This window comes from Catellatospora chokoriensis, assembly GCF_011297315.1.
GTDB classification, from domain to species: Bacteria; Actinomycetota; Actinomycetes; order Mycobacteriales; family Micromonosporaceae; genus Catellatospora; species Catellatospora citrea.
In genome coordinates, this window is record NZ_JAAOTI010000020.1 from 1 (window position 1) to 22,713 (window position 22,713).

Annotated in this window: 25 protein-coding genes; 9 read left to right on the plus strand and 16 right to left on the minus strand. The window is 72.7% G+C overall.

What is annotated here, in order from left to right; genetic code table 11:
• Positions 1-551, plus strand: a 551-nt coding sequence (locus HAV39_RS26835; protein WP_483398703.1) for a beta-xylosidase family glycoside hydrolase, incomplete at its 5' end; no start/stop codon positions are given.
• 80 nt (positions 552-631) lie between these two features.
• Here the strand turns inward: HAV39_RS26835 and HAV39_RS26840 are convergent.
• Positions 632-1,225 (minus strand): pentapeptide repeat-containing protein, encoded by a 594-nt coding sequence (locus tag HAV39_RS26840; RefSeq protein ID WP_191841947.1) that lies wholly within the window; start codon positions 1,223-1,225, stop codon positions 632-634.
• Positions 1,226-1,292: 67 nt separating this feature from the next.
• Positions 1,293-2,558, minus strand: coding sequence for an MFS transporter (locus HAV39_RS26845; protein WP_191841948.1), 1,266 nt, complete (start codon positions 2,556-2,558; stop codon positions 1,293-1,295).
• A 175-nt stretch (positions 2,559-2,733) separates the two neighbouring features.
• Between HAV39_RS26845 and HAV39_RS26850 the strand changes: the two genes are divergently transcribed.
• Positions 2,734-3,297, plus strand: coding sequence for a DUF4352 domain-containing protein (locus HAV39_RS26850; protein ID WP_191841949.1), 564 nt, complete (start codon positions 2,734-2,736; stop codon positions 3,295-3,297).
• Here HAV39_RS26850 and HAV39_RS26855 read toward each other — a convergent pair.
• Together HAV39_RS26855 and HAV39_RS26860 are read right to left on the minus strand one after the other, a co-directional pair.
• The gene (locus tag HAV39_RS26855) at positions 3,282-3,818 is read right to left on the minus strand and encodes a pyridoxamine 5'-phosphate oxidase family protein (protein WP_191841951.1); all 537 of its coding nucleotides are present in this window, start codon (positions 3,816-3,818) and stop codon (positions 3,282-3,284) included. The genes HAV39_RS26850 and HAV39_RS26855 overlap by 16 nt on opposite strands.
• A gap of 217 nt (positions 3,819-4,035) precedes the next feature.
• Positions 4,036-4,635 carry a cadmium resistance transporter gene (locus HAV39_RS26860; protein WP_203736501.1) on the minus strand — a complete coding sequence of 200 codons (600 nt, stop codon included), beginning with the start codon at positions 4,633-4,635 and terminating at the stop codon, positions 4,036-4,038.
• Between the two features lie 175 nt (positions 4,636-4,810).
• Between HAV39_RS26860 and HAV39_RS26865 the strand changes: the two genes are divergently transcribed.
• Complete coding sequence (locus HAV39_RS26865; protein WP_191842115.1) at positions 4,811-6,727, plus strand: proprotein convertase P-domain-containing protein; 1,917 nt, start codon at positions 4,811-4,813, stop codon at positions 6,725-6,727.
• 177 nt (positions 6,728-6,904) lie between these two features.
• Here the strand turns inward: HAV39_RS26865 and HAV39_RS26870 are convergent, their stop codons facing one another.
• From HAV39_RS26870 to HAV39_RS26890, 5 genes are all read right to left on the minus strand, one after another.
• The gene (locus HAV39_RS26870) at positions 6,905-7,489 is read right to left on the minus strand and encodes a GTP-binding protein (RefSeq protein ID WP_120319894.1); all 585 of its coding nucleotides are present in this window, start codon (positions 7,487-7,489) and stop codon (positions 6,905-6,907) included.
• Positions 7,470-7,877 (minus strand): DUF742 domain-containing protein, encoded by a 408-nt coding sequence (locus HAV39_RS26875; RefSeq protein ID WP_239120813.1) that lies wholly within the window; start codon positions 7,875-7,877, stop codon positions 7,470-7,472. The genes HAV39_RS26870 and HAV39_RS26875 overlap by 20 nt, the downstream gene beginning before the upstream one ends.
• Positions 7,874-8,281: a roadblock/LC7 domain-containing protein gene (locus HAV39_RS26880; RefSeq protein ID WP_191842117.1), complete on the minus strand. Its 408-nt coding sequence runs from the start codon at positions 8,279-8,281 to the stop codon at positions 7,874-7,876. Before HAV39_RS26880 ends, HAV39_RS26875 begins: the two co-directional genes overlap by 4 nt.
• Before the next feature lie 2 nt (positions 8,282-8,283).
• Complete coding sequence (locus HAV39_RS26885; protein ID WP_191841952.1) at positions 8,284-11,178, minus strand: sensor histidine kinase; 2,895 nt, start codon at positions 11,176-11,178, stop codon at positions 8,284-8,286.
• Positions 11,179-11,351: 173 nt separating this feature from the next.
• Positions 11,352-12,590 carry a M20 metallopeptidase family protein gene (locus HAV39_RS26890; protein ID WP_191841954.1) on the minus strand — a complete coding sequence of 413 codons (1,239 nt, stop codon included), beginning with the start codon at positions 12,588-12,590 and terminating at the stop codon, positions 11,352-11,354.
• Positions 12,591-12,785: 195 nt separating this feature from the next.
• Between HAV39_RS26890 and HAV39_RS26895 the strand changes: the two genes are divergently transcribed.
• The 3 genes from HAV39_RS26895 (at position 12,786) to HAV39_RS26905 (ending at position 15,389) form a co-directional block, all read left to right on the plus strand.
• Entirely contained in the window at positions 12,786-13,268 is a 483-nt protein-coding gene (locus HAV39_RS26895; RefSeq protein WP_120319891.1) for a cation:proton antiporter regulatory subunit, read from the plus strand.
• Between the two features lie 5 nt (positions 13,269-13,273).
• The gene (locus tag HAV39_RS26900) at positions 13,274-14,515 is read left to right on the plus strand and encodes a cation:proton antiporter (protein ID WP_191841955.1); all 1,242 of its coding nucleotides are present in this window, start codon (positions 13,274-13,276) and stop codon (positions 14,513-14,515) included.
• A gap of 187 nt (positions 14,516-14,702) precedes the next feature.
• Positions 14,703-15,389 carry a nucleoside/nucleotide kinase family protein gene (locus tag HAV39_RS26905; RefSeq protein ID WP_191841957.1) on the plus strand — a complete coding sequence of 229 codons (687 nt, stop codon included), beginning with the start codon at positions 14,703-14,705 and terminating at the stop codon, positions 15,387-15,389.
• Here the strand turns inward: HAV39_RS26905 and HAV39_RS26910 are convergent.
• The 5 genes from HAV39_RS26910 to HAV39_RS26930 form a co-directional block, all read right to left on the minus strand.
• Positions 15,374-15,889, minus strand: a complete 516-nt coding sequence (locus tag HAV39_RS26910; protein ID WP_191841958.1) for a DinB family protein — start codon at positions 15,887-15,889, stop codon at positions 15,374-15,376. The genes HAV39_RS26905 and HAV39_RS26910 overlap by 16 nt on opposite strands.
• Positions 15,890-15,911: 22 nt before the next feature.
• On the minus strand, positions 15,912-16,580 hold the full coding sequence (locus tag HAV39_RS42325; RefSeq protein WP_203736499.1) for a LysM peptidoglycan-binding domain-containing protein: 669 nt from the start codon (positions 16,578-16,580) through the stop codon (positions 15,912-15,914).
• 83 nt (positions 16,581-16,663) lie between these two features.
• Positions 16,664-16,885, minus strand: coding sequence for a hypothetical protein (locus HAV39_RS26920; RefSeq protein ID WP_191841959.1), 222 nt, complete (start codon positions 16,883-16,885; stop codon positions 16,664-16,666).
• A complete protein-coding gene (locus HAV39_RS26925) occupies positions 16,885-17,208 on the minus strand; it encodes an ArsR/SmtB family transcription factor (protein WP_275413954.1) in 324 nt (107 codons plus the stop codon). The genes HAV39_RS26920 and HAV39_RS26925 overlap by 1 nt, the downstream gene beginning before the upstream one ends.
• A gap of 93 nt (positions 17,209-17,301) precedes the next feature.
• A complete protein-coding gene (locus HAV39_RS26930; RefSeq protein WP_191841962.1) occupies positions 17,302-18,102 on the minus strand; it encodes a helix-turn-helix domain-containing protein in 801 nt (266 codons plus the stop codon).
• A 111-nt stretch (positions 18,103-18,213) separates the two neighbouring features.
• Between HAV39_RS26930 and HAV39_RS26935 the strand changes: the two genes are divergently transcribed.
• The 3 genes from HAV39_RS26935 (at position 18,214) to HAV39_RS26945 (ending at position 20,717) form a co-directional block, all read left to right on the plus strand.
• The gene (locus HAV39_RS26935; protein ID WP_203736507.1) at positions 18,214-19,479 is read left to right on the plus strand and encodes an alpha-L-fucosidase; all 1,266 of its coding nucleotides are present in this window, start codon (positions 18,214-18,216) and stop codon (positions 19,477-19,479) included.
• A gap of 186 nt (positions 19,480-19,665) precedes the next feature.
• Positions 19,666-20,292, plus strand: a complete 627-nt coding sequence (locus HAV39_RS26940) for an aspartate/glutamate racemase family protein (protein WP_191841965.1) — start codon at positions 19,666-19,668, stop codon at positions 20,290-20,292.
• A gap of 188 nt (positions 20,293-20,480) precedes the next feature.
• Positions 20,481-20,717 carry a hypothetical protein gene (locus tag HAV39_RS26945; protein WP_191841966.1) on the plus strand — a complete coding sequence of 79 codons (237 nt, stop codon included), beginning with the start codon at positions 20,481-20,483 and terminating at the stop codon, positions 20,715-20,717.
• Between the two features lie 7 nt (positions 20,718-20,724).
• On the opposite strand, the gene HAV39_RS26950 is transcribed toward HAV39_RS26945, so the two are convergent.
• Both HAV39_RS26950 and HAV39_RS26955 read right to left on the minus strand, forming a co-directional pair.
• Positions 20,725-21,525: a TIGR02452 family protein gene (locus HAV39_RS26950; protein ID WP_191841967.1), complete on the minus strand. Its 801-nt coding sequence runs from the start codon at positions 21,523-21,525 to the stop codon at positions 20,725-20,727.
• A 160-nt stretch (positions 21,526-21,685) separates the two neighbouring features.
• Entirely contained in the window at positions 21,686-22,684 is a 999-nt protein-coding gene (locus HAV39_RS26955) for an aldo/keto reductase (RefSeq protein ID WP_191841969.1), read from the minus strand.
• Positions 22,685-22,713: the final 29 nt, after the last annotated feature.

Consider the following 22,713-nt stretch of genomic DNA (forward strand, 5'->3'; position numbering starts at 1 on the left):
TGCGGTCGCGGCCCTCGCACCTGCGGATCTACGGCGGGCAGTCGCCGGTCGGCAAGCAGACCCCCAGCCTGGTCGCCCGCCGCGTCGGCGCGACCCGGTGCTCGCTGGAGACCGCCGTCGAGTTCGATCCCGCCGACCACCGGCAGCTCGCCGGGATCACCGGCTACTACAACACCCAGAACTGGTACTACGCCTACCTCACCCGGGCCGACGACGGGCGGCGCACGCTGGAGGTGCTCAGCTCGAACAGCGGCAAGCGCACGGCGCACCCGGAGCTGGCCGTCGACGTGACCGGGGTGGACCGGGTCGGCCTGCGGGTGGTGTTCGACGGCCCCGCGCTGCGTTTCGCGTACCACGCAGGGATCAGCTGGCAGGAGCTGCCGGCGGTGTTCGACGCGACGATCCTGTCCGACGAGCACGCTGCGCGGGAGGTCGACGGCGAGCCCGCCGCGTGGGGCTTCACCGGCGCGTTCCTCGGCCTGTGGGTGCAGGACCTCGGCGCCGACGGCGCGTACGCCGACTACGACCACGCCACCTACCGCGAGCACTGACCGCGCGCGCCGCCCTCGCCGAAAGCGAAGGAAGGGCACCTTCTACACGGACGTCCGTCATGAAGTGCCCTTCCTTCGGCTCAGCCGATGCGCAGGCCGAGCGCCTGGGCGATGGTGAGGGCCTGGGTGGGGTCGATGAGGGCGTCGCGGAGTTCGACCTCGTTCGGGTGCAGGGCGGTCAGGTCGCTGCCGCGCAGGTCGCAGCGGTTGAACTTGGCCCGGGTCAGGTGCGCGCCGGACAGGTCCACGGCGCTGATCGTCGCGCCGTCGCAGAGCGCGGAGGTCAGGTCGGCCTCGCGCATGCGTACGCCGGAGAAGGTGACGCCGCGCAGGTCGGCGTCGGACAGGTTGACGAACGACCAGTCGCCGCCGGTCACCCGCAACGGCCGCAGCGTGCACTGCTCGAAGACGCTGCCGGTGAGCTTGCAGCCGGTGAACTCGGCCTCGAACAGGTTGCAGCGCAGGAAGGAGCAGCGCAGGAACGCGCTGTCGGCGTGCCGGGAGGCGTTGAACTTGACGTTGCCGAACACGCACTCCTCGAACACCGCGCCCCGGCTGGACAGTTCGGTCATGTCGACGTCGCGGAAGGTGCACCGCAGGAAGTGCCGCTCCGCCAGCTCGTCGCCGTACCAGTCCTCGCCGGAGAAGCTCGCGTCCTCTGTCACCTCAGCCACCCGGTCACCCTAACCGCCCGCCCCGCGACGGCCGTGCCGCCGCCGGGATCGACGGCGGCACGGGAGGTCACGCCGCGGCGGGCGCGGCTGCCGCGACGGGCGGTGCCACCGGGGCGGGCGCGCGCAGGTGACGGATCGCCGGGACGGCGAGCAGGGCCAGCGCGACGGGCACGGCGAGCAGCGTCATCGCGTACAACGTGGGGCGCAGCCCGACCGTCTGCGCGACCGGTCCGGCCACGGCGAGGCCCAGCGGCATCAGGCCCGCGGTCAGCAGGTAGTCGTAGGAGCTGACCCGCGACAGCGCCGCCTGCGGCACGTGTGCCTGCAGCGACGTCTCCCACAGCGTGAACGCCAGCGCCACCGCGACGCCGGTGACCGCCTCCAGCGCGGCGATCACCGGGATGGTCGGCCCCGCCCCGATGATCAGCGCTTGGCAGGACGCCACGGCCAGCGCCGCCGCGGCGACGACCAGCGGCCGGTTGATGCGCACCCGCAGCGCCACCACGTCGCCGACGACGGAACCGACGCCGAACGCCGCCACCACCACCGACCAGGCCGCCGCGCCGCCGAACTCCTGCGCGGACAGCACCGGCCCGAGCACGAACACCGACGGCAGCACCACCACGTGGTAGACCGACAGCGCGCCGAGCGTCGACCACACCCAGGTCCGTGACACGACCTCGGTGAAGCCCTCGCGCAGCTGCGCGAAGAAGCCGCCCTGCGGCGCGTCCGCGGGGTCCGCGGCGCGCGGCGTGAGCCGGGCCAGGAACGCCGCGCTGACCGCGAAGCTCAGCGCGTCGAGGGCGATCGCCCCACCCGGCCCGACCAGGAAGATCAGGCCACCGGCCAGGGCCGGTCCGGCCACCAGCCCGGTCGACATCACCAGGCCGCGCAACGCGTTGGCCTCCTGCAGCCGTTCGGGTCCGACGATCAGCGGCATCAGGCCGGCGGCCGCGGGCGCGAAGAACGCGTCGGCGGTGCCGAACACCGCCATCAGCACGACCAGGTGCCAGACCTGCGCGACGCCGCCCAGCAGCAGTGCCGCGACCAGCGCCTGGGTCACGAAGCGGACCAGGTCGGAGGCGAGCATCACGCGCTGGCGCGGCAGCCGTTCGGCCCATACGCCACCGGCGAGCGCGAACACCAGGAACGGCACCAGCGTCGCCGCGCCGACCAGGCCCACCTCGGCCGCGCCCGCGCCGTCGATGGCCAGCACGGCGAACGGGACCACGACGAAGCTGATCCGGTCGCCGACCATGGACAGCGCCTGGCCGTAGAAGTAGCGGGCGAACTGGCGTTCCTCGCGCAGCACGGCCGGAATCAGCGACCCCATGACGACCCTCTTCTCAGCTTTCGAGGACGGGCGGATGCGGCCGCGTTCCTGCTGGTGACAGCCCAGGCTAGGAGCGCACCGGGCGGCTCGGCAACGTATTTCCCCCGGTCACGGGCGGCCTGCACGCCGCTCGCGGGCCGTCGACCGGGGCGGGCATGCCGTCTACGATGCGACGATGTCGTCCCGTCGACCTGGCCTGCGCCGCCCTGCGCTGACCGTCACCCTGGTGCTCGCGGGCGCCGTCGGCCTGGCCTGCGGCGTCAAGCCGCAGGAGTCGAACGTCACCGGTGGCACCCCGGCCGTTTCCGCGCCGGCCGCCTCGCCCGAGTCCGCACCCACCGCGAAACTCGGCCAGAGCATCGAGACCAGCGGCGGCCTCGGCGACAACCGCGTCGCGTACACGGTCAGCAAGCTGACCCGGCACACGGTCGCGCCCGACAGCGCCCTGGTGCGCCCGAAGAAGGGGGTCTTCGTCGCCATCACGGTCGAGGTGAAGGTGACCGCGGGCAAGACGTACGCCTGTTTCTGCGACTTCGCACTGGTCGCCTCGGACGGCACGCTGTTCGAGCCGGTGCTGCCGTTCGGCTTCGACGCTGGCATGCAGTCGGTCACCCTCAACGCCGGCGAGAAGGCGGGCGGGGTGGTCGTGTTCGACGTGCCGAAGGACGCCGCCGACGGGGTACGCGTGCAGTTGCGTCCCGACATCACCAACGACGTGCGCGGCTACTGGACCGCCTGACCGGCGGCCGGATCGCGGCGCCAGAACTGGCGCGGGGCGTAGCCGTCGCGGCGCAGCCAGTGCTCGGTGTACACGATGCGCTCGGCCTCGACGACCACCAGCGGCCCGGCGGGCGGCTCGTCCAGCGGGCGGGACCGCTCGACGTGGTCGTTCTGCCAGCGGAAGGCCTCCCAGTAGTGGTCGAACTCCGCGTCCCCGCGGTCCAGCGAACGGGCCTGCCCGAACACCTGCGCACCACGGCTGCTGGCCTGCCCGACCAGCGGCGCGAACACGCCGATCGAGACCCTCGGGTCGGCCGCGAGGTTGCGCATCTTCGGCGAGGCCGCCATGGCCGTGAACAGCAGCGCGAAGTCCAGGTGGTAGTAGCGCACCGGGGTGGCCAGCGGGCCGTCCGGGCCGGTGGTCGCCAGCACGCACATGTTCTGCGAGGACAGCAGGTTGAGGATGCGCTCGGCCAGCCGCTCGCGCGGCAGTCGCTTGGTGGGAGAGGGTCCGGCCAGCCAGGGGTTCGTCACAGCCATGATCGAGTCTCGCACAGCCGCGGAGCGGGCGGGGGTGATGGGTGTCTGGCGCATTTGCTCTGCACCCAAAAGCTTGCTCTGCACCCGCCGGCGCAACACCGCGGAGATGTTGCGTGGATGGGTGCAGAGCAAGGGAATGGGTGCAGAGCAAATGCGTCGGAGGGCATCTACTTTCGCGGCGGCAGAGCCGCTGGACCGCGCGGCGTCAGTGCAGGGCTCAGCTGCCGGCCAGCAGCGGCGACTCCAGGATGATCAGCAGGCCGATGGCGATGAAGACGGCCGGGACGAGCCAGTGGCCGTAACGCTCGATGAAGGCGACGACGCGGGGGTGCGAGCCGAGCCAGGCGGCGGTGGCACACCAGACGGCGACGAGGACGGCGAAGACCGCGACGGTGACGAGGCTGTCGGTGACGCCGACAGTGCGGAACACGGGTGTGTAGACGGCGATGTTGTCCGCGCCGTTGGCGACGGTCACCCCGGCCACGGCCGGCGCCGTGGTCGCCACGGCGGGCGGTGGGCCGCCGTCGCCCCGGGACCGCAGCGTCTGGACCAGGGCGCGCACGCCCAGTAGGAGCGGGACGAGCCCGAGCAGGCCCACCCATCGGTCGGGCACCACCGCGAGCCCGGCCGCGGCCAGCGCGGACGCGCCGACCAGGGCGGCGATGCCGGCGTACTGGCCGGTCCAGATCTCCCAGCGGCGTGGGCGGCCGGTGGTGCGGCTGCTCAGGAACAGCACCGTGAGCACGATCAGGTCGTCGACGTTGGTGCCCGCGAACAGCGCGACGGCCGCGCCGAGTGTTCCTGCCAGGTGATCCACGCCCGGAAGCCTACGGCCATCGGCCGACCCGGCACCCAGCGTGTCGAGTTCCACCTATTCAAATCTATCTACTTCACGTTCTATCCTCCTCAGGACCGGCAACCCCGGCGCACTCGATCCCGAGGAGTACGGCGTGAGAAGAAACCCCATCATCCGCGGCATTCTCGTCCTGTCCATGGCGCTCGTCGGAGCCGTGGCCATCCCGGCCGCCCCGGCGGTGGCCCTGGCCCCGCCCGACATCTCGCTGACCGACATCCGCACCCACCTGCAGCAGTTCCAGACGATCGCGAGCAGCAACGGCGGCAACCGCCGCTCCCCCACGGCGGGCTACACCGCTTCGGTGAACTACGTCTTCAACGCGCTGACCGCGGCCGGATACAACGTCGTCAAGCAGAGCTGCACCTCGGGCTGCACCAGCGGCGCGGGCCCGAACGTGATCGCGGACTGGCCGGGCGGTGACACCAACCAGGTGCTCATGCTGGGCGCGCACCTCGACGGCGTGTCGGCCGGACCGGGCATCAACGACAACGGCTCGGGCTCCTCGATGCTGCTGGAGCTGGCTCTCACGCTGGCCGAGCAGAACCCGACCATGGTCAAGCATGTGCGGTTCGGCTGGTGGACCGACGAGGAGCAGGGCCTCAACGGGTCCGAGTTCTACGTCAACTCGCTGTCCTCGGCCGACCGCGCGAAGATCACCGGGTACCTGAACTTCGACATGGTCGCCTCCACCAACGGCGGCTACTTCATCAACCGGATCACGTCCAGCCTCGGCCAGACCATCAAGGCGTACTACGACGCGAACTTCCCCGGTCTGAACCCGGAGGAGAACGTCGAGGGCGCCGGGCGGTCCGACGACGCCTCGTTCAACGCCGCGGGCATCCAGACCAGCGGCATCGCGGCCGGCGCCAGCGCCAACAAGACCTCGGCCCAGGTGACCAAGTGGGGCGGCACGACCGGGGACTACGACCCCTGCTACCACGCCTCGTGTGACACGTTCCCGAGCAACATCAACGACACGGTGCTGAACCGGGCCGCCGACGCGGCCGCGTACGCGGTGTGGACCCTGGCCGTAGGCACGCCCGCGGGCAACGACTTCGCCATGGCCGCCAGCCCCGCCTCCGGCAGCACCACCGCCGGTGGTTCGGTGACGTCCACGATCGGCACCACGGTCACCAACGGCAGCGCCCAGTCGGTCGCGCTGTCCGCGTCCGGCCTGCCCAGCGGGGCGACCGCGTCGTTCAGCCCGGCCACGATCACCTCGGGCGGCTCGTCGACGCTGACCGTCGCGACCAGCGCGAGCACCCCGGTCGGCACGTACACGGTGACCGTCACCGGCACCGGCAGCGACGCGACCAGGACCACCACGTTCGCGCTGACCGTCGCCGGGCCGCCCGGCTGCTCGGCGACCAACCCGACCGATGTCACCATCATCGACCAGGGCACCGTGGAGTCGTCGATCGCGATCACCGGCTGCACCGGCAACGCCGGCTCGGCCAGCACCGTCGAGGTGCACATCGTGCACACGTACGTCGGTGACCTGATCGTCAGCCTCGTCGCTCCCGACGGCACGCTCTACACGCTGCGCAACAAGACCGGCGGCAGCGCCGACAACATCGACCAGACGTTCACCGTGAACCTGTCGAGCGAGGTCGCCAACGGCACCTGGAAGCTGCGGGTGCAGGACGCGGGGCCGTCGGACGTCGGCTACATCAACAGCTGGACGCTGAACCTCGGCGGGGCACTGCCGCCGAGCTGCGGTGGCACCAACGCCACCGACGTGACCATCGTCGACCTGGGCACCGTCAACAGCCCGATCACCGTGTCCGGCTGCACCGGCAACGCGTCGGCGACCTCCACCGCCGAGGTGCACATCGTGCACACGTACAAGGGCGATCTCGTGGTCACCCTGGTCGCGCCGGACGGCAGCACGTACGTGCTGCACAACCGGAGCGGCGGCAGCACCGACAACATCGACCAGACGTACACCGTCAACCTGTCGACCGAGGTGCGCAACGGCACCTGGAACCTGCGGGTCCAGGACGCCGCGTCCAACGACGTCGGCTACATCAACAGCTGGACGCTGACCCTGTGACAGCGGGCCGCTGAGGGAATTCCGCTGCCCCGGGCCCGCACCGCCCGGGGCAGCGGCGCCCCCGACGGGACACGGCGCCACCCCCCAGGCGCCGCCGTGTCCCGCCACCACGGGCGCGGCAGACGACCGACCCGGCGCGCCGCCCCTCCTGCGGCGCGCCGGGCGGTCGGCCGCCGCCTAGCCCGCGTGCACCCCCTGTGCCATCACCTGCTCCAGCAGGGTGACCAGGACATCCTTGACCGACTCGCGGCGGCGGGCGTCGCACAGCCGCACCGGCACGTGCGGATCCAGGTTGAGCGCCTGCTCCACCTCCTGCGCCTGATACACCCGCGCGCCGTCGAAGCAGTTCACCGCCACCACGAACGGGGTGCCGCGCTGCTCGAAGTAGTCGATGGAGCCGAACGCGTCCTCCAGCCGGCGGGTGTCGGCCAGCACCACCGCGCCGATGGCCCCGTACGCCAGCTCGTCCCAGACGAACATGAAGCGCTCCTGCCCGGGCGTGCCGAACAGGTAGAGCACCAGGTCGTCGTTGATGGTGATGCGGCCGAAGTCGAGCGCGACCGTGGTCGTCGACTTGGTCTCCACGCCGACGGTGTCGTCGACGCCGATGCTCTCGTCGGTGAGCAGCTCCTCGGTCAGCAGCGGCGAGATCTCGCTGACCGCGCCGACGAGCGTGGTCTTGCCGACGCCGAACCCGCCCGCGACCAGGATCTTGAAGGCGGAGGGGATGCCGCCTTCGTCGTCATAGGGCTCGGATGCCATCGATGACCGCCTTGAGAATGTCCGCGCTGGGTAGCTGGTTGACGTTGACGGGGGCGCGCCGCCGGACCAGCCGGCGTTCGAGCAGGTCGCTGAGCAGCACGCGGACCGTGCCGGCGGGCAGCCGGAGGTAGGAGGCGATCTCGGCAACCGACACCGGCCGCTGGCACACCGCCATGATCTCGGCGTACACCGAGCCCAGACCGCCGTCGGAGGGCAGCGTGGGCCGGGTGGCCACGACGACCGCGATCAGGTCGAGGTCGTGGTGGCGGGGCCGGGTCCGGCCGGAGGTCATCGCGTACGGGCGGATCAGCGGCCCGGCCTCGTCGTCGACCCACAGCAGCCCGTCGTCAGGCAGGCCGTCCGGTTCGAGCGGCTGTGCCACGTTCACGGGTGGCTGCCGCGGGCCGGTGCGGTCAGATACTGGCCCACCCGCACCACGAGCATCGCCATCTCGTACGCCACCAGGCCCGCATCGGCGTCCTTGCCCGCCACCACGGCCAGGCAGGCGCCGTTGCCCGCGGCCGTGACGAACAGGAAGCCGCTGTCCATCTCGATGATGGCCTGCCGGGCCTTGCCCTTGCCGAAGCGCCGTCCCGCCCCGCGTGCCAACCCGAACAGGCTGGCGGCGACGGCGGCGAGGTGCTCGGCGTCCTCCCGGCTGAGTTCCGCGGACGCGGCCATGAGCAGGCCGTCGGCGGACAGCACGATGGCCTTCTGAGCCTGCGCCACCCTTTCGACGAAATCGTCGGCGAGCCAGGCCAGGTCAGCGGCTGCTCTCGTCTTCTGCTCCACGGTCATTCCCCTTCGCCTTGCCCTTCCTCGTGCCGCGGCGCTGTGCGCGGGCTCGGCCGTCGCGGCAGTGCGGGCCGGTCCTCGGGCTCCGGCTCGGGCTCGCCCGGGCCGCGGGGTTCGGTGGCGAGCTCTTCGGCGGCGATCCGGCCCCGCCGGCTCCCCTGCTGGTATGCCGCGATCAGGCTGTACACCTGTGACGCCGGGCGCTCGGCGGGTCCGGGTGCGGCGTCGCCGGGCACGCCCCCGGGCTCCGGAGTCACCGTCGCGGGCTGGTGCGTCGCCCCGGTGGTCAGCCGTAGCTCCACTCCCGGCAGTGCGTCCGAAGGATCCTCCTCGATGCGCACCGCCTCGGCGCGATGGTCCGCCAGGGGCACCGCGGGCACCGCCGGGCGGGCCCGTACGGGCAGGCCCGACGGGGTGTAGACGGTGCCCTCGACCGGCCCGCGCGGTGCGGGCACCGTGGTGCCTCCGGTCAGTCCGGCGTCCGAGGTGGAGCCGTTGACCCGGGCGGGGGCCGTGGTGGCGGCGGCGACGGCGGCGGCTGGGGCCGCGGCGACGGCGGGCGCGGGTACGGCGGGCGGGCCGGGCGGGGACGGCGCGGTCTCGGCTGCTGGTCCGTCGCCAGGCGACGTGGTCGGTCGGTGCTCGGGCGCGGACGCCTCGCCCACCGGCAATCCGGCCTCGGACAGCTCGCCCGCCCGCCGTGCGGGTTCGGATGCCTCGCTAACCGAAGACTCACCGTCGGGCAGTCGCGCCGCCCGGGTCGCACCCGGTGGTGCCTGGGCCGCCTCGGGTTGGGCGTGAGGCAAATCGGTGGCTGCGGCTTCGCCGTGGGACGCAGCCGTGGCGGCGGGCACCCGGCGGGGCACCCGGACGGGCAGATCCGATGTGGGCCGGGGCGATGCGGCGGTGCCGACCCGGGAGTCGTCGTCGACGGCGGCTCGCACGGGCAGGGCCGCGACCGGCGGCGGCGTGGTGACGACCCGGTGCTCGCCGCTGTCGCTGCCGGACACGGGCGTCCAGGCGTCGGAGACCAGGCTCGACGGGAGCAACACGATCGCGGTCGTGCCGCCGCCGGCCGAGGGTTGCAGCCGCACCTTGACGTGGTGGCGCTCGGCGAGCCGGCCGACGACGTACAGGCCGAGCCGCGGGGTGCCGGTGAGCAGGAACTCGGCGGGTTCGTGCAGCTGGGCATTGGCCTGTTCCAGGTCGGCGGCGGTCATCCCCAGGCCGTGGTCCTCGACCTCGATCACGTACCCGGCGCCGACCGCGGAGCCCCCGACGTTGACCAGGGTGTGCCGGGGCGAGAAGGCCAGCGCGTTCTCCATCAGCTCGGCGAGCAGGTGCACCACATCGCCGACGGCGTGCCCGGCCAGCCCGGCGGCCTCGCTCGGCAGCACGTTGACCCGCGGGTACTCCTCCACCTCGGCGACCGCGGCGCGGATCACGTCGACGACCGGGATGGTGCGCCGCCAGCCGCGGCCGGGCACGGCGCCGGCCAGCACGATCAGGTTCTCGGCGTTGCGGCGCATGCGGGTGGCCAGGTGGTCGACCCGGAACAGCTCGTCGAGCTCGGCGGCGTCGGTGGCCCGGCGTTCCATGGCATCGAGCATGGTGAGCTGGCGGTGCACCAGGGTCTGGCTGCGCCGGGCCAGGCTCAGGAACAGGTCGCGCACGCTGCGGCGCAGCTCGGCCTGCTCGACGGTGGCCCGGATCGCGGTCTCCTGCACGGCGTTGAACGCCTGTCCGACCTGGCCGATCTCGTCGTTGCCGAACGCCAGTGGCGGCGCCTCGGCGACGACGTCGACCTCCTCCCCGGCCCGCAGCCGCCGTACGACGCCGGGTAGTCGCGCCGTGGCCAGCTCGTCGGCGGCGTCACGCAGGAGCCGCAGCTGGGTCACGATGGCGCGGGCGGTGGTGATCGACAGCACGATCGAGGCGATGACGGCGATCAGGCCCAGGCCGGCGGCCAGGATCAGGCGCACGATGACCAGGATGGTCGGGCCCTTCGCGCGGGCGATGGTCGCCTCGGCGAGGTCGATGTCGAGCTGCGCCAGCGCGCTCAGGGCGGGGTCGAACGCGGCCCGCCAGTCGGCGGCGCTGACCGGCGGCGCCTCGTCGGGCCTGGCCCGGGCGACGACCAGATCCTCGATCTGCGTCAGGCGGGTCAGCGCGGGACCCTCCAGCACCGGCTGGTAGACGGCCTTGTCGTCGGGCAGCCCTTCCAGGCCGGTGGCGCGGATGTTGCGCTGCGCGCCGACCAGCTGGGCGAACTCGGCGGCGTCGGTGGCGGAGAAACGGCCCGCGGCGAGCACGCCCGACATCAGCGCGTCCTCCTGCGACAGCAGCTCCCGCCCTCTGGACATGATCAGCAGATGGCTGAGCTGGTCGTTGATGGCCTGGTCGTCGAAGCTGGCGATGGTCGCGAAGATGCGGTATCCGACCCCGATGGTCTGCGTGTAGTACGCGATCGGGGCCGCCCGCTCGCCGCTGCGCTGGTCGACGTCAGTGCGCACCGGGCCCAGCCCGTCGAGCATCCGGCCCAGCTCGGCGATGTTGGCCTCGGCGATCGGGGTGGCGGCCCAGCCCGCGGTGGTGCCGCGGACCGACTCGCGGAAGCGGGTGGCGGCGGCGTCGGTGGTGGCTCGGGCCGTGGCGAGCTCGTCGCGGTGGGCGCTGTCGCCCGCGGCCAGCACGACGGCGGAGATGCGGCGCTCGGCCTGCAGCGCGGCGACGAGCGAGTCGGTGGGCCGGCCGACCTCCTGGTCCAGGGTGCTGATCCAGAACAGGTTGAGGCCTTCGCGCATGGTCACGAACGCAGCGAAGGCCCACAGCGCGGCGAGCGAGGCGAGCAGAAAGGCGATCTTCGCCCGCAGGTTCGAGGTCCGGGAGCTCATCACTTTCCCACCGACGCTAGAGGGTGCCGACCGCGACGGTCCGCGCCTGTCGGTGCTATGACCGCCACGCAAGGTGACTGACAACCAGCACTCAACACGACGCGGCCGCCAGGTCGTCGCACCCCCTGTGCGACACGTCAGATCAGTGGGGTGAACACTCCTAAACAGACGTCCTAACGCGACAGTCGCCGCCAGGCCAGCTCCGCCAGCAGCACCGCGCCGTCGGGCACCACCGCGTCGTCGTAGCGTGCCTGCGCCGCGTGGTTGAGCGGCGCCGTCATCGGGTCCAGGCCGGGCGGGCAGGCGCCCAGGTTGACGAACGCCCCAGGCACCCGCTCCAGCACGTACGACATGTCCTCGGCGCCCGCCTCCGGGTTGGCCATCCAGGCGAAGCGGTCCGCGCCGAACAGCTCCGCGGCGGTGCTCGCGGCGAACTCGGCCTCGCCGCCGTCGTTCATCGTCACCGGGTAGCCGGGCACGTAGTCGGCGTCGGCGGTGAGCCCGTGCGCGGCGGCGATGCCGTGCACCACGTCCAGCACGCCCCGGCGCACCCGTTCCCGGGTGGCCGGCGAGAAGGAGCGCAGCGTCGCGGCGAACTCGGCCTGCGCCGGGATGACGTTCTCGGCCGTGCCGGCGTGGAAGCTGCCCACCGTGATGACGGCGGGGTCGAAGATGTCGATGCTGCGGGTGACGAACGTCTGCAGGGCGGTCACCATCTCGCACGCGGCCGGGATCGGGTCCTTGGCGAACTGCGGCGCGCTGCCGTGGCCGCCCGCGCCGCGCACGGTCACCTTCAGCGTGTCCGCGGCCGCCAGCATCGGCCCGCGCCGGGTGGAGAAGCGCCCGAACGGCTCGATCGCCGACAGCACGTGGATGCAGTACGCCGCGACCGGGTGCTCGCCCGCGGCCGCCAGCAGGCCCTCGGCGATCATCGGCTCGGCGCCGCCGGGCCCCTCCTCCCCCGGCTGGAACATGAAGATCACGCTTCCGGGCAGCCGGTCCCGCACCCCGCTCAGCAGCCGGGCCGCGCCCACCAGCATCGCCACGTGCAGGTCGTGCCCGCAGGCGTGCATGACACCGGCCACCTCGGAGGCGTACTCCAGCCCGGTCAGCTCGGTCACCGGCAGCGCGTCCATGTCGCCGCGCAGCAGCACCACCGGCCCGGGCAGGCCGCCGCGCAGCACCGCGACGACCGAGCTGAGCGACCGTCCGGTGGTGATCTCCAGCGGCAGCCCGTCGAGCGCCGCGAGCACGGCGGCCTGGGTCTGCGGCAGCTGCAGCCCAATCTCGGGGCGGCGGTGCACGGCACGGCGGAGCGCGATCAGGTCCCCGGTGTGGTCGCGCACCGCGGCCCGGAATCCGGAGTCGGCGGGCGCGGCGTCGGCGGTGGCGGGCGAGGCGAGGGTCGACATGGCGGCACGTTATCCGAACCCGGCCGCCTGCGACAGACCTCACACCCGATCACGCGTCAAGCGGGCTTGAAGTCGACGCGAACTGACCTGCGGCTATGCCCGCTCCGACTCGGTAACTGGCTACCCGCCAGTAGACCAGTTACCTATCGGTTGGGTAGGGTTACCTCAGTCGATCACGCACAGGAGGTCTGAGCCTTGGACGTCGAGAAGACCGCGTTACCGGGGATCGGGTTGCGGCACGAGTTCCAGACCAAACGGGGACAGCACGCGGCCGTGGTGTCGCACGTCTCAGGACGGCGGGACATCGTGATCTACCACCCTGATGATCCGGATACCGCCGTCGCGACGTTGTCGCTCAACACCGACGAGGCCAACGGCATAGCCGAACTGCTGGGCACCTCCCGCATCGTGGAGCGCCTGGCCGACCTGCGCCGCCAGGTCGTGGGGCTGCTGACCGTGCAGGTGCCGGTCATCGCCGGTTCGCCCTTCGACGGGCGGAGCCTGGGCGACACCCAGGCCCGCACCCGGACCGGCGCGTCCATCGTCGCGGTCATCCGCGGCGGCGAGATCCTCGCCAGCCCCCGCCCCGACTTCGTGTTCCAGCCCGGCGACCTCGCCGTCGCGGTGGGCACCGCCGAGGGCACCGCCGCGGTCACCGACATCCTCAACAACGGCTGACGCGTATGCACGGAGCCGTCGTACTGATCGAAATCGGCGCGGTCATCCTCGCCCTGGGCCTGCTCGGCGCGGTGTCGCTGCGGGTCGGCATCTCCCCCATCCCCCTCTACCTGCTCGCCGGTCTCGCCTTCGGCAAGGGCGGCCTGCTCCCCATCGACGAGGCGGGCGACTTCGCCGCCACCGGCGCCGAGATCGGCGTCATCCTGCTGCTGTTCACCATGGGCCTGGAGTACACCGCGCCCGAACTGGTCAGCACGCTGCGCCACAACGCCCCGGCCGGCCTGGTCGACCTGGTCCTCAACTCGGCACCCGGCGTCATCGTGGCGCTGATCCTGGGCTGGGGCCCGGTGGCGGCCGTCGCGCTCGGCGGCATCACCTACGTGACCTCGTCCGGCATCACGGCGAAGGTCCTCGCGGACCTGAACTGGCTGGGCAACCGCGAGGTGCCCATCGTGCTGTCGCTGCTGGTCTTCGAAGACCTGACCATGGCGATGTACCTGCCGATCCTGACCGCGATGCTGGCCGGCGCCAGCTTCGCCACCGGCCTGACCACGCTGGGGATCGCGGGCCTGACCATCACCGTCATCCTCGTCGTCGCGCTGAAGTTCGGCCGGTACGTGGAGAAGTTCGTCGCCTCGCCGAGCTCGGAGGTGCTGCTGCTCAAGGTGCTCGGCCTCACCGTGCTGGTCGCCGGCATCGCCCAGCAGCTGCAGGTCTCCGCCGCGGTCGGCGCGTTCCTGGTCGGCATCGCGCTGTCCGGGCCGCTGGCGCACACCGCCCGGGAGCTGCTCACGCCCCTGCGCGACGTGTTCGCGGCGGTGTTCTTCGTCTTCTTCGGGTTGCAGACCGACCCGACGGCGCTGCCGCCGGTCGCCGGCATCGCCATCCTGCTGGCGCTGGCGGGCATCGCGACGAAGATGGCGACCGGCTGGTGGGCCGCCAAGCGGGCGCACATCAGCGTCGCCGGCCGGCTGCGCGCCGGGGTGGCACTGCTGCCGCGCGGTGAGTTCAACATCGTCATCGCCGGCCTGGCCGTCGCGGCGGGCATCGAACCGCAGCTGGGCCCCCTGGCGGCGGCGTACGTGCTGATGCTGGCCGTGCTCGGCCCGCTCACCGCCCGCGGCGTCGAACCGCTGATCAACCGGATCAGCCGCCGCCGCCGCACCGCCGACCCGGCCGCCGCCCACCCCGAACCCGCCCACCTCCCCGGCCAACGCGGCGCCGACCCCGACGCCGCCCACGCCTGACCCCACCCGACAAGTAAGCGACCGGTTCGGCGGGCACACCGTCCCGACCACGTTTTTCATAGACGCCGGCCTATCTGATCGAGTGCATCGAGATCGAACTCGATCAGATAGGCCAGCGTCGTTGTCAGGTCGGACGGTGCGGCCTCGCGCCGGGGGCGGCCGGTGGGCCGGGTGGCATGCTGCGGGGGTGGGACTCGTGGGGCAGGTCGCGGGGGTCGTGGCGGGGCTGTGCGCGTACCGGGAGAGGGTTCTGATCGGGATCGACGGGCCGGACGCCGCGGGCAAGACGACGCTGGCCGACGGCCTGGCGCGGCGGCTGCGGGACACGCTGCCGGCCGGCACCGGCGTGCTGCGGGCGAGCATCGACGGCTTCCACCGTCCGCAGGAGCAGCGGACGGCCCGGGGTGAGCTGTCCGCGGAGGGCTGCTACCACGACACCTTCGACTACCCGGCCCTGCTGGAGCACTGCCTGCTGCCGTTCACTCGGGGCACGTCCGCGATCGGCACCGCGCGCTACGACCACCGCTCGGCCGCCGACCGGCCGGAGTCGACGGCCGTGCCCGCTCGCGCGGTACTGATCTTCGACGGGGTCTTCCTGCTGCGGGAGCAGCTGCGCGCCCGCTGGACGCTGACGGTGCACCTGCGGGTCTCCCCGGCGGAGACGCTGCGCCGGGCGCTGGTGCGCGACCTGGCGCTGTTCGGCTCCGAGGCGGCGGTGCGGCGGCGCTACGAGGCCCGCTACCTGCCGGCCCAGCAGCTCTACCGGGACGACGCGGATCCGGAGGCGGCCGCCGATGTGCTCGTCGACAACGAGCGGCCCGACGCGCCGGTGCTGCTGCGCCTGGAGGCGCCGCCGGTTCACTCCCACAGGTAGGCGTGCCAGGGGCCGACCTCGGCGGTGTAGCGGGTGGCCAGGGCCTGGGTGATCTGTCCCAGGTGGACGTGGTCGTGGGTGGTCCAGGTCGCCAGCAGCTGGCCCAGGGTGACCGGGCCGAAGGCCGGGTGCGCGCCCTCCCGGTCCAGGTCGCCGTCGGTCAGCTCGAACCCGCGCAGCGCGGCGACGTTCTCCGCGCGCAGGGTGCGGAACAGGTCGAGCAGCTCGGCGGTGCTGCGGTCGGCGGCGATCGCGACGTGGCCGTCCCGGTCGAACGGCGCGAACGGCACCGACGTGCCGTGGTCGAGGATGATGCGGGTGCGCGGGATCCAGTCGGTGCGCTCGCCGTGGATGAAGTGGCCGAGCACGTCGTGCGCGCTCCACTCGCCGTCGGCGGGCCGGTGCCTGGTCCACCCGTCGCCGAGGTCGCCGAGCAGGGCGTCGAGCACATCGGGCGTACGGCTCAGCGCGGCGATCGCGTCAGGAAGCTGGAACGTCATGGTCATCAGCGTAAGGCGGCGTTCATTTCACCCGCAGCCGCTGATCGATCTGGATCAGGTCCGGGTTGGTGATCACCGGATTGAGCTTGACGAGGGCGGGCACGGTCGTCTTGTAGCGCCCCGCGATCGCGGTGAGGGTGTCCCCCGCCCGCACCGTGTGGTACGCGGCCGCGGGCAGGGACTTCTTCGGCGTGGCCGCCTTCTTCGCCGCCTTGCGCGGCGCGCGTTGTCGGGCGGGGCCCGGCGCCGCACCGCCGGTCTTGGCCGCCAGCCGGGCCAGCGCCTTCGCCACCTGGGCCGCGGACATGGCCAGGTGCACGTGGTCGGCGTGGGCGGCGTCGGTGGCCGCGCCGTACGAAGCGATCTTCTTGCCGTTCTTGACGTAGAAGCCGTCGTCGTCGGGGAACGGCGTGGTGTGGATCAGCTCGACGCACAGGTCGCCGAACTCGTCCTCGATCCACTTGGCCAGGTCGCGGCCCATCCGCGCGTTCGCGCCGACACCGAAGTCGATCGCGGCGGTCGGCGAGCCGCGATGGTGCAGGCCGTAGTGGTGGCTGACCTTGCCGTGGTCGCCGTCCATGCCGGAGGTCACGTAGACCTCGGCGCGCTTGGGGTAGTGCCGCTCGATGAGGTCCAGGATGCCGTCGCCGGTCGGTCCGGTGCGGACCGCCGACCATCGCCGCAGCGCCACCGCGACACCTCCCCCGGTGCCGGGGACCGGCCGGAGCCGGTCCCGCACGTCCCATGGTAGGCGGCACGGCGGCGCCTGCGGCGTCAGTCGACCGAGGCCAGCACCTTCTCGATCTTGCCGACGCGGGCCTGGAGGTCGGTCAGCTGCGCGGCGATCGCGGTGAGCTGGTCGGCGGCGGGCGACAGCGCCGCCTTGGCCCTCTGGTCCTGCCTGCGGTGCCACAGCAGCATGCCGGTGATCGAGATGACCAGCATGCCGACGATCCAGATCGTGCCCATGCTCATGGCCCATGACGAGTTGCCCATCAGCTGTCTCCTTCCTCGGTGGTGAGCGTCCGCGCGGCCTGCGCGATGCTCTGCGGGGTGAGCGTCACGGTGAACGGCACCGTGTCGTAGTACTTCATGGCCTTGCCGTCGGTGGACAGCTCGAACGCGGCGGTGACCAGCCCCGCCGCCTCCAGCTTGGCCAGGTGCAGTTGCAGCAGCGGCCGGCTGATGCCCAGCTCGCGGGCCAGCGCGCTCACGTAGTTGCGTCCGCCCGCCAGGGCGGCGATGACGCGCATGCGGTGCGGGTTGGCCAGTGTCGCCAGGATCCGTGCCAGCTCGTCGCCACTGTGCGACGTCTCCAATCGGTCCCCCCTAGCTTCGACTTTCACCTGCAAGAAAAAACTAGCATGTGCCCGCATGCGCTGTCGAGTGCAATAAACGACAGCGAAGTCCGTTCAGCGAGCGACGCGCAGGGCACGCGGAGACAGGCCGAACTCGCGCCGGCACGCTTTGTTGAACGCCTGCAGGTCGGCGATGCCGACCGAGGCGGCCACGGCCGGGATCGACAGCGTCGAGCGGCGCAGCAGGTGCTCGGCCCGCGCCAGCCGGCGGCGGCGCAGGTAGCCCACCACGGTGTCCCCGGTCTCGGCGCGGAACAGCCGGGTCAGGTGGTTGTGCGAGACCCCCGCGTGCCGGGCGATGTCCGGCACCGACACCGGCTCGGCCAGCCGCGACTCCAGGTATGCCATCGCCGCCGCGACCGCCCGGTGCGGCTCGCCGGAGCGGGTGCCCGGCTCGGCGCGCGGCAGCTGGGCCACCCGCCACAGCACCGCCCAGACCTCCGCCGCGGACTGGCGCGTCGGGCGCGGCGAGGCCGCCACCGCCTGGCGCAGCATGGACGACAGGGCCGCGGCCGACGGTCCGGCGTCCTGCATCACCGGCACGGACAGCGGCGGGCCCGAACGCGGGATGCGCAGGTGCGCGTAGAGGTGCTCGGAGCGGCCCTGGTAGTCGAAGCGCACCTCGACCCCGGGCGGGACCAGGCTGACGTGTCCCGGGCGGATCGGGTGGGTGACCCCGCCCGCGGTGAGCTCGCCGTGGTAGCCGTACAGGTGCAGCTGCCACAGCTCGGGCAGCAGGAACGACTCCCGGACCACCGTGGTGCCATGCACGCCGACGCCGATGTTGGCCACCTGCGGCGGGCTGTCCAGGTGCAGGCGCACGCTCCGGCCACCGGACTCCAGCAGCGCCGACATGGTGAAAACGTACCAGTAGTGGTGAGCAAGACCCACGCGCTTCCAGGCGATCGGGTCATAGCCTTACCCACCGTCGACCGGAAACGACAGTCAAGGAGCACCACCGTGGCGATGCAGCCGTGGTTCGCCGAGGCCAAACTCGGCATCTTCCTCCACTGGGGGATCTACGCCGTCGACGGCACCCTGGAGTCGTGGGCCTTCTACGCCGGCGAGGTCCCGCACGAGCAGTACATGCGCCAGCAGGACGGATTCGCGGGCGAGAACTACGACCCCAAGGCCTGGGCCGACCTGTTCGCCCGGGTCGGCGCGCGCTACGCGGTGCTGACCGCCCGCCACCACGACGGCATCGCGCTGTGGGACTCCGCGCAGGGCGGCCGCAACGTCGTCGAGCACACCCCGGCCGGGCGCGACCTGATCGGCCCGTACGCGCAGGCGCTGCGCGAGCGCGGCCTCAAGGTGGGCCTCTACTACTCGCACTCGGACTGGAACCACCCCGACTACCCGTCGGTGCGCAGCCAGGGCGAGGCCCAGCACGTCAACGACAGCGTATGGGTCGCGCCGCAGGACGGCCGGCCCGACGACGCGCAGGCCTGGACCCGCTACCTGTCCTACCGCGACGGTCAGGTCGGCGAGCTGATCGACCGCTACCGCCCGGACCTGCTCTGGTTCGACGGCGAGTGGGAGCGCAGCGAGCAGCAGTGGCGCATGCGGGAGCTGTCGGAGCAGATCCTGGCCGCCAACCCGGAGACCGTCCTCAACGCGCGGATGATGTCCTACGGCGACTACGCGACCCCGGAGCAGGGCATCCCGATGCAGGCGCCGGACGGGCCGTGGGAGCTGTGCCTGACCGTCAACGACTCGTGGGGCTACCGCCACAGCGACACCAACCACAAGTCCGTGGGCCAGCTGGTGCGCTACTTCACCGAGACCATCGGCATGGGCGGCAACCTGCTGCTCGACGTCGGCCCCAGGGCCGACGGCACGATCCCGGCCGAGCAGGTCGAGCGGCTGGAGGGCCTGGGCGGGTGGATCGCGCGGCACGAGCCGGCGGTGTTCGGCACCGTCGCCGGGCTGCCCGCGGGCCACCACTACGGCCCGAGCACGCTGTCGGCCGACCGGCGCACCCTCTACCTGGTCTGCTTCGGCGCGCCGGGCGAGACCGTCGCGCTCAAGGGCCTGCGCACGCCGATCAGGCGGGCGTACGTGCTGGGCTCCGGCGCCGAACTCGGTCACCGGGTCACCGGCGGGCTGGGCGAGGTGCCGGGCGTCACCTGGGTCGACGCCCCGGCAGCGGCGGACCTGGACCCGCACGCCACGGTGGTCGCCGTCGAGCTGGACGGCGAGCTGGACCTCTACCGCGGCAAGGGCCGCGACTGAGCATCGGCCGCCCTGGCCACGGCCGGGCGGCCGGCTCCCTGCCGTCACGCCGCGCGGCCACCGCGGCCCCGGGCGCGCATGCCTCGATCCTGCTGTGACGGCCGTCTCGCGAGGCGGTGGGCAGGGCTCACCCGGTGCTACGGTGATCCGCCCTCGAATGTCCGACTCGCACGGAAACGAACGACGATGCTGGCTCTCCTGCACACCTCGCAGGCCCACGTGCTCACCTTCGACCGGCTCCGCAACGAGGAGGCGCCGACGCTGACGCTGTACCACATCGTCGCCGAGCATCTGCTCGACGAGGCGCGCCGCCGCGGTGTGCCGGCCGTCGCCGACCAGGTCGCCCAGCAGGTCGGCCTCGCCGCGGAGGCCGGCGCGCGGGCCGTGCTGTGCACCTGCTCCACCATCGGCGCGCTCGCCGAGCAGGCGGCCGCGCGCGCGGGCATCCCCGTGCTCCGCGTGGACCGGCCGATGGCCGCCGCGGCCGTGGCCGCCGGGCCGCGCATCACCGTGCTGGCCGCGCTCGCCACCACGCTCGCGCCCACCACGGCGCTGATCGAGGAAGAGGCCGCGCGCGCGGGACGCCCCGTCACGGTGTCCGCGCAGATGATCTGCGGCGCCTGGGACCGACTGGAGGCCGGCGACCTCGACGGCTACCTCGACCGGGTCGCCGCCGCGCTGGCCGGGGTCACCGACGCCGACGTGGTCGTGCTCGCCCAGGCCTCGATGGCTCCCGTCACCGAGCGCGGCGTGACCGACATCGCGGTCCTGGCCTCACCGCGCCTGGGTCTGCGCGCCGCCGCGGCGCTCTGATCCTCGGCCACCAGGACAAGCTGCCCGGACGTGCCCCGCGCGGCGGCCCGTCGCACCGCCTTCCGGCGCTGCTCGTCCGTTCTTTCGCGCCGGGCGGCCGCGTGTCTTACGCCGGTGGCGCAGGCGTGCCGACAATGGAGGGGCGCCCGCCCGCACCGGCCGGGCGACGCTCACGGGAGGGCGAGCCCATGACGCAGCCGCACGAGCAGTCCGAGACGTGTGCCCAGTGCGGCCATCCGTTCGACCCGCATGCGCTGGTCACCACGGCCGACGATCCGGCCGACGGCGGCATCATGCTGTGCCCGGTGCCCGGTTGCGAGTGCTTCTCCACCTGGGGCATGGAGGGCATGCCCACGGTGCGGGTGCCGGACCGGTTCGAGATCGCCTCGATCCGTGAGAAGATCCAGTCCCAGGAGCAGGACTGAGCACCGCTCAGCCGCCGAACACCCGCGCGAACGCCGCGTGCACCGGGGTGCCGGACAGGTTGTCGTAGATCGCGAAGACGACGCGGTCGAAGCGGTCCACGGTGCGCAGCGCGTCGGCGAAGGCCTGCGCGACCACGGCCGGGTCGTTGCGGAACACACCGCAGCCCCATGCGCCGAGCACCAGCGTGCGGTGCCCGTGCGCGGCGGCCACCGCCAGCACCCGGGTCGCCCGCCGCAGCAGCACCGCGGGCACGTCCGGCAGGTCCGCCGCCTGGTTGCGCGCGATCGCGCCCAGATTGGGCGCGGCCGCGGTCAGAAAAGACGTCTGGTACGCCTCGTCGAGCAGGTCGCCCCTGTCGTTCCGGAAGACCGGCACGCCCGGGGAGTAGATCACCCGGTCGCTGTAGCGCAGGTCGCGCTGCCCGCGGTGATAGGCGTAGAAGTCCGGGGCGGCCAGCAGGCTCGGGTAGAGGGCCGACGACCGGGCGATGCTCTCCTCCTGCGCCCTCGCGCCGCCGAGGAAGCCGCCGCCCGGATTCTTCGCCGAGGCGAACACCAGGCAGGCCGCCGCCGGACCCGCGCGCCGGGCCGCGACCAGCGTCGACTCGCGGGTCACCTCGATCACCGGCTGCGGGTTACGCGCTCCGGCCGGGGCCAGCTGCTCGTCCGGTTCGTGGTGGCGGGTGCCCGCGACGGCCGCCCGCACCGCCGCTCCGATCACGACCTGCCCGCCCGCCGCGTTGCGGTACTCGCCGCGCTCCGCGATCTCCACCGTCTGCCGCGCGATCTCCCGCAGCCGCCCACTCATCTCTCCGCCCCGTCCGTCTTCGACACGACCGCAACGGTGTCAGGCACACCCGGGCGTGGCAACCGTATTGCCGCCGCGCGGACCGGGACCGGGCCACCGGCGGAAGGCGGAGAGCGGTGTGCCGCGGCGGTGGCACCCGCCGCGGCACACCGGGCGGGTGTCAGCCGCGCAGGTCGGCCAGCAGGGACTCGACCTCGGCGAAGGCGTCGGCGGGCAGCGGGGTGCGGGCGAGCGGGGCGAAGTTCTCCTCGGCCTGGGCGACGGTGCGGCAGCCGGGAATGGGCAGGTTGTGCGGGCTGCGCGCGAGCAGCCAGCCCAGCGCGCCCTGGGTGAGGGTGCGGCCGTCGGCGGTGAGCGCCGCACGGACCCGGTCGACCCGCTGCGCCCACTCCGGCGTCGGCGCGCCGTCGGTGAACCAGCGCAGCCACTCCGGGTTCTTGCCGCGTACGTCGTCGCGCCCGATGGCGCCGGCCGCGCCGTGATACTTGCCGGTGAGCAGGCCCATGGCCAGCGGACCCCGATTGAGCCCGGCGAGGTTCCAGGTGGCCAGCACGTCGACCATGGCGGCGTTGTCGTTCAGCACCGAGGTGTCGTACTGCACGGCCGCGCAGTGCGCCCCGGCCTTCGCGAACGCGGCGGCGCGCTCCGGGTCATCGGTGCTCCAGCCGTACGCCCGGATGCGGCCCTGCGCGACCAGGTCTTCGAGGGTCTCCACCAGGTCGAGGGCCTGGCCGGTGGGCAGGCCGCCCAGGTGCAGCTGGTAGAGGTCGAGGTGGTCGGTGCCGAGCCGGTCGAGGATGCCGTCGAGGCAGCTGACCGCGTACGCCGCCGACGCGTCCTCGCCGGTGGCCAGCCGGGTCCGCTCCTCGACGGTGTAGCCGAACTTGCTGGCGATGACCGCGCTGTCCCGCCGTCCGCGCAGGGCCTGGCCGAGCACCCGCTCGCTGTGGCCCGCGCCGTAGTTGCTGGAGGTGTCGAACAGGGTGATGCCCAGGTCGAGGGCGGCGTGCACGGTGCGGATCGACTCCGCGTCGTCGACCTCGCCCCAGCCGTAAGGCTGTCCGTCGTCGCCCCAGAGCGGGCCGCCGATCGCCCAGCAGCCCATGCCCAGCGCGCTGACCTCGATCCCGCTGCGGCCCAGTGTCCGTGTCGTCGTCATGCGGGCCAGCCTGACACCTGGAGCGCGCT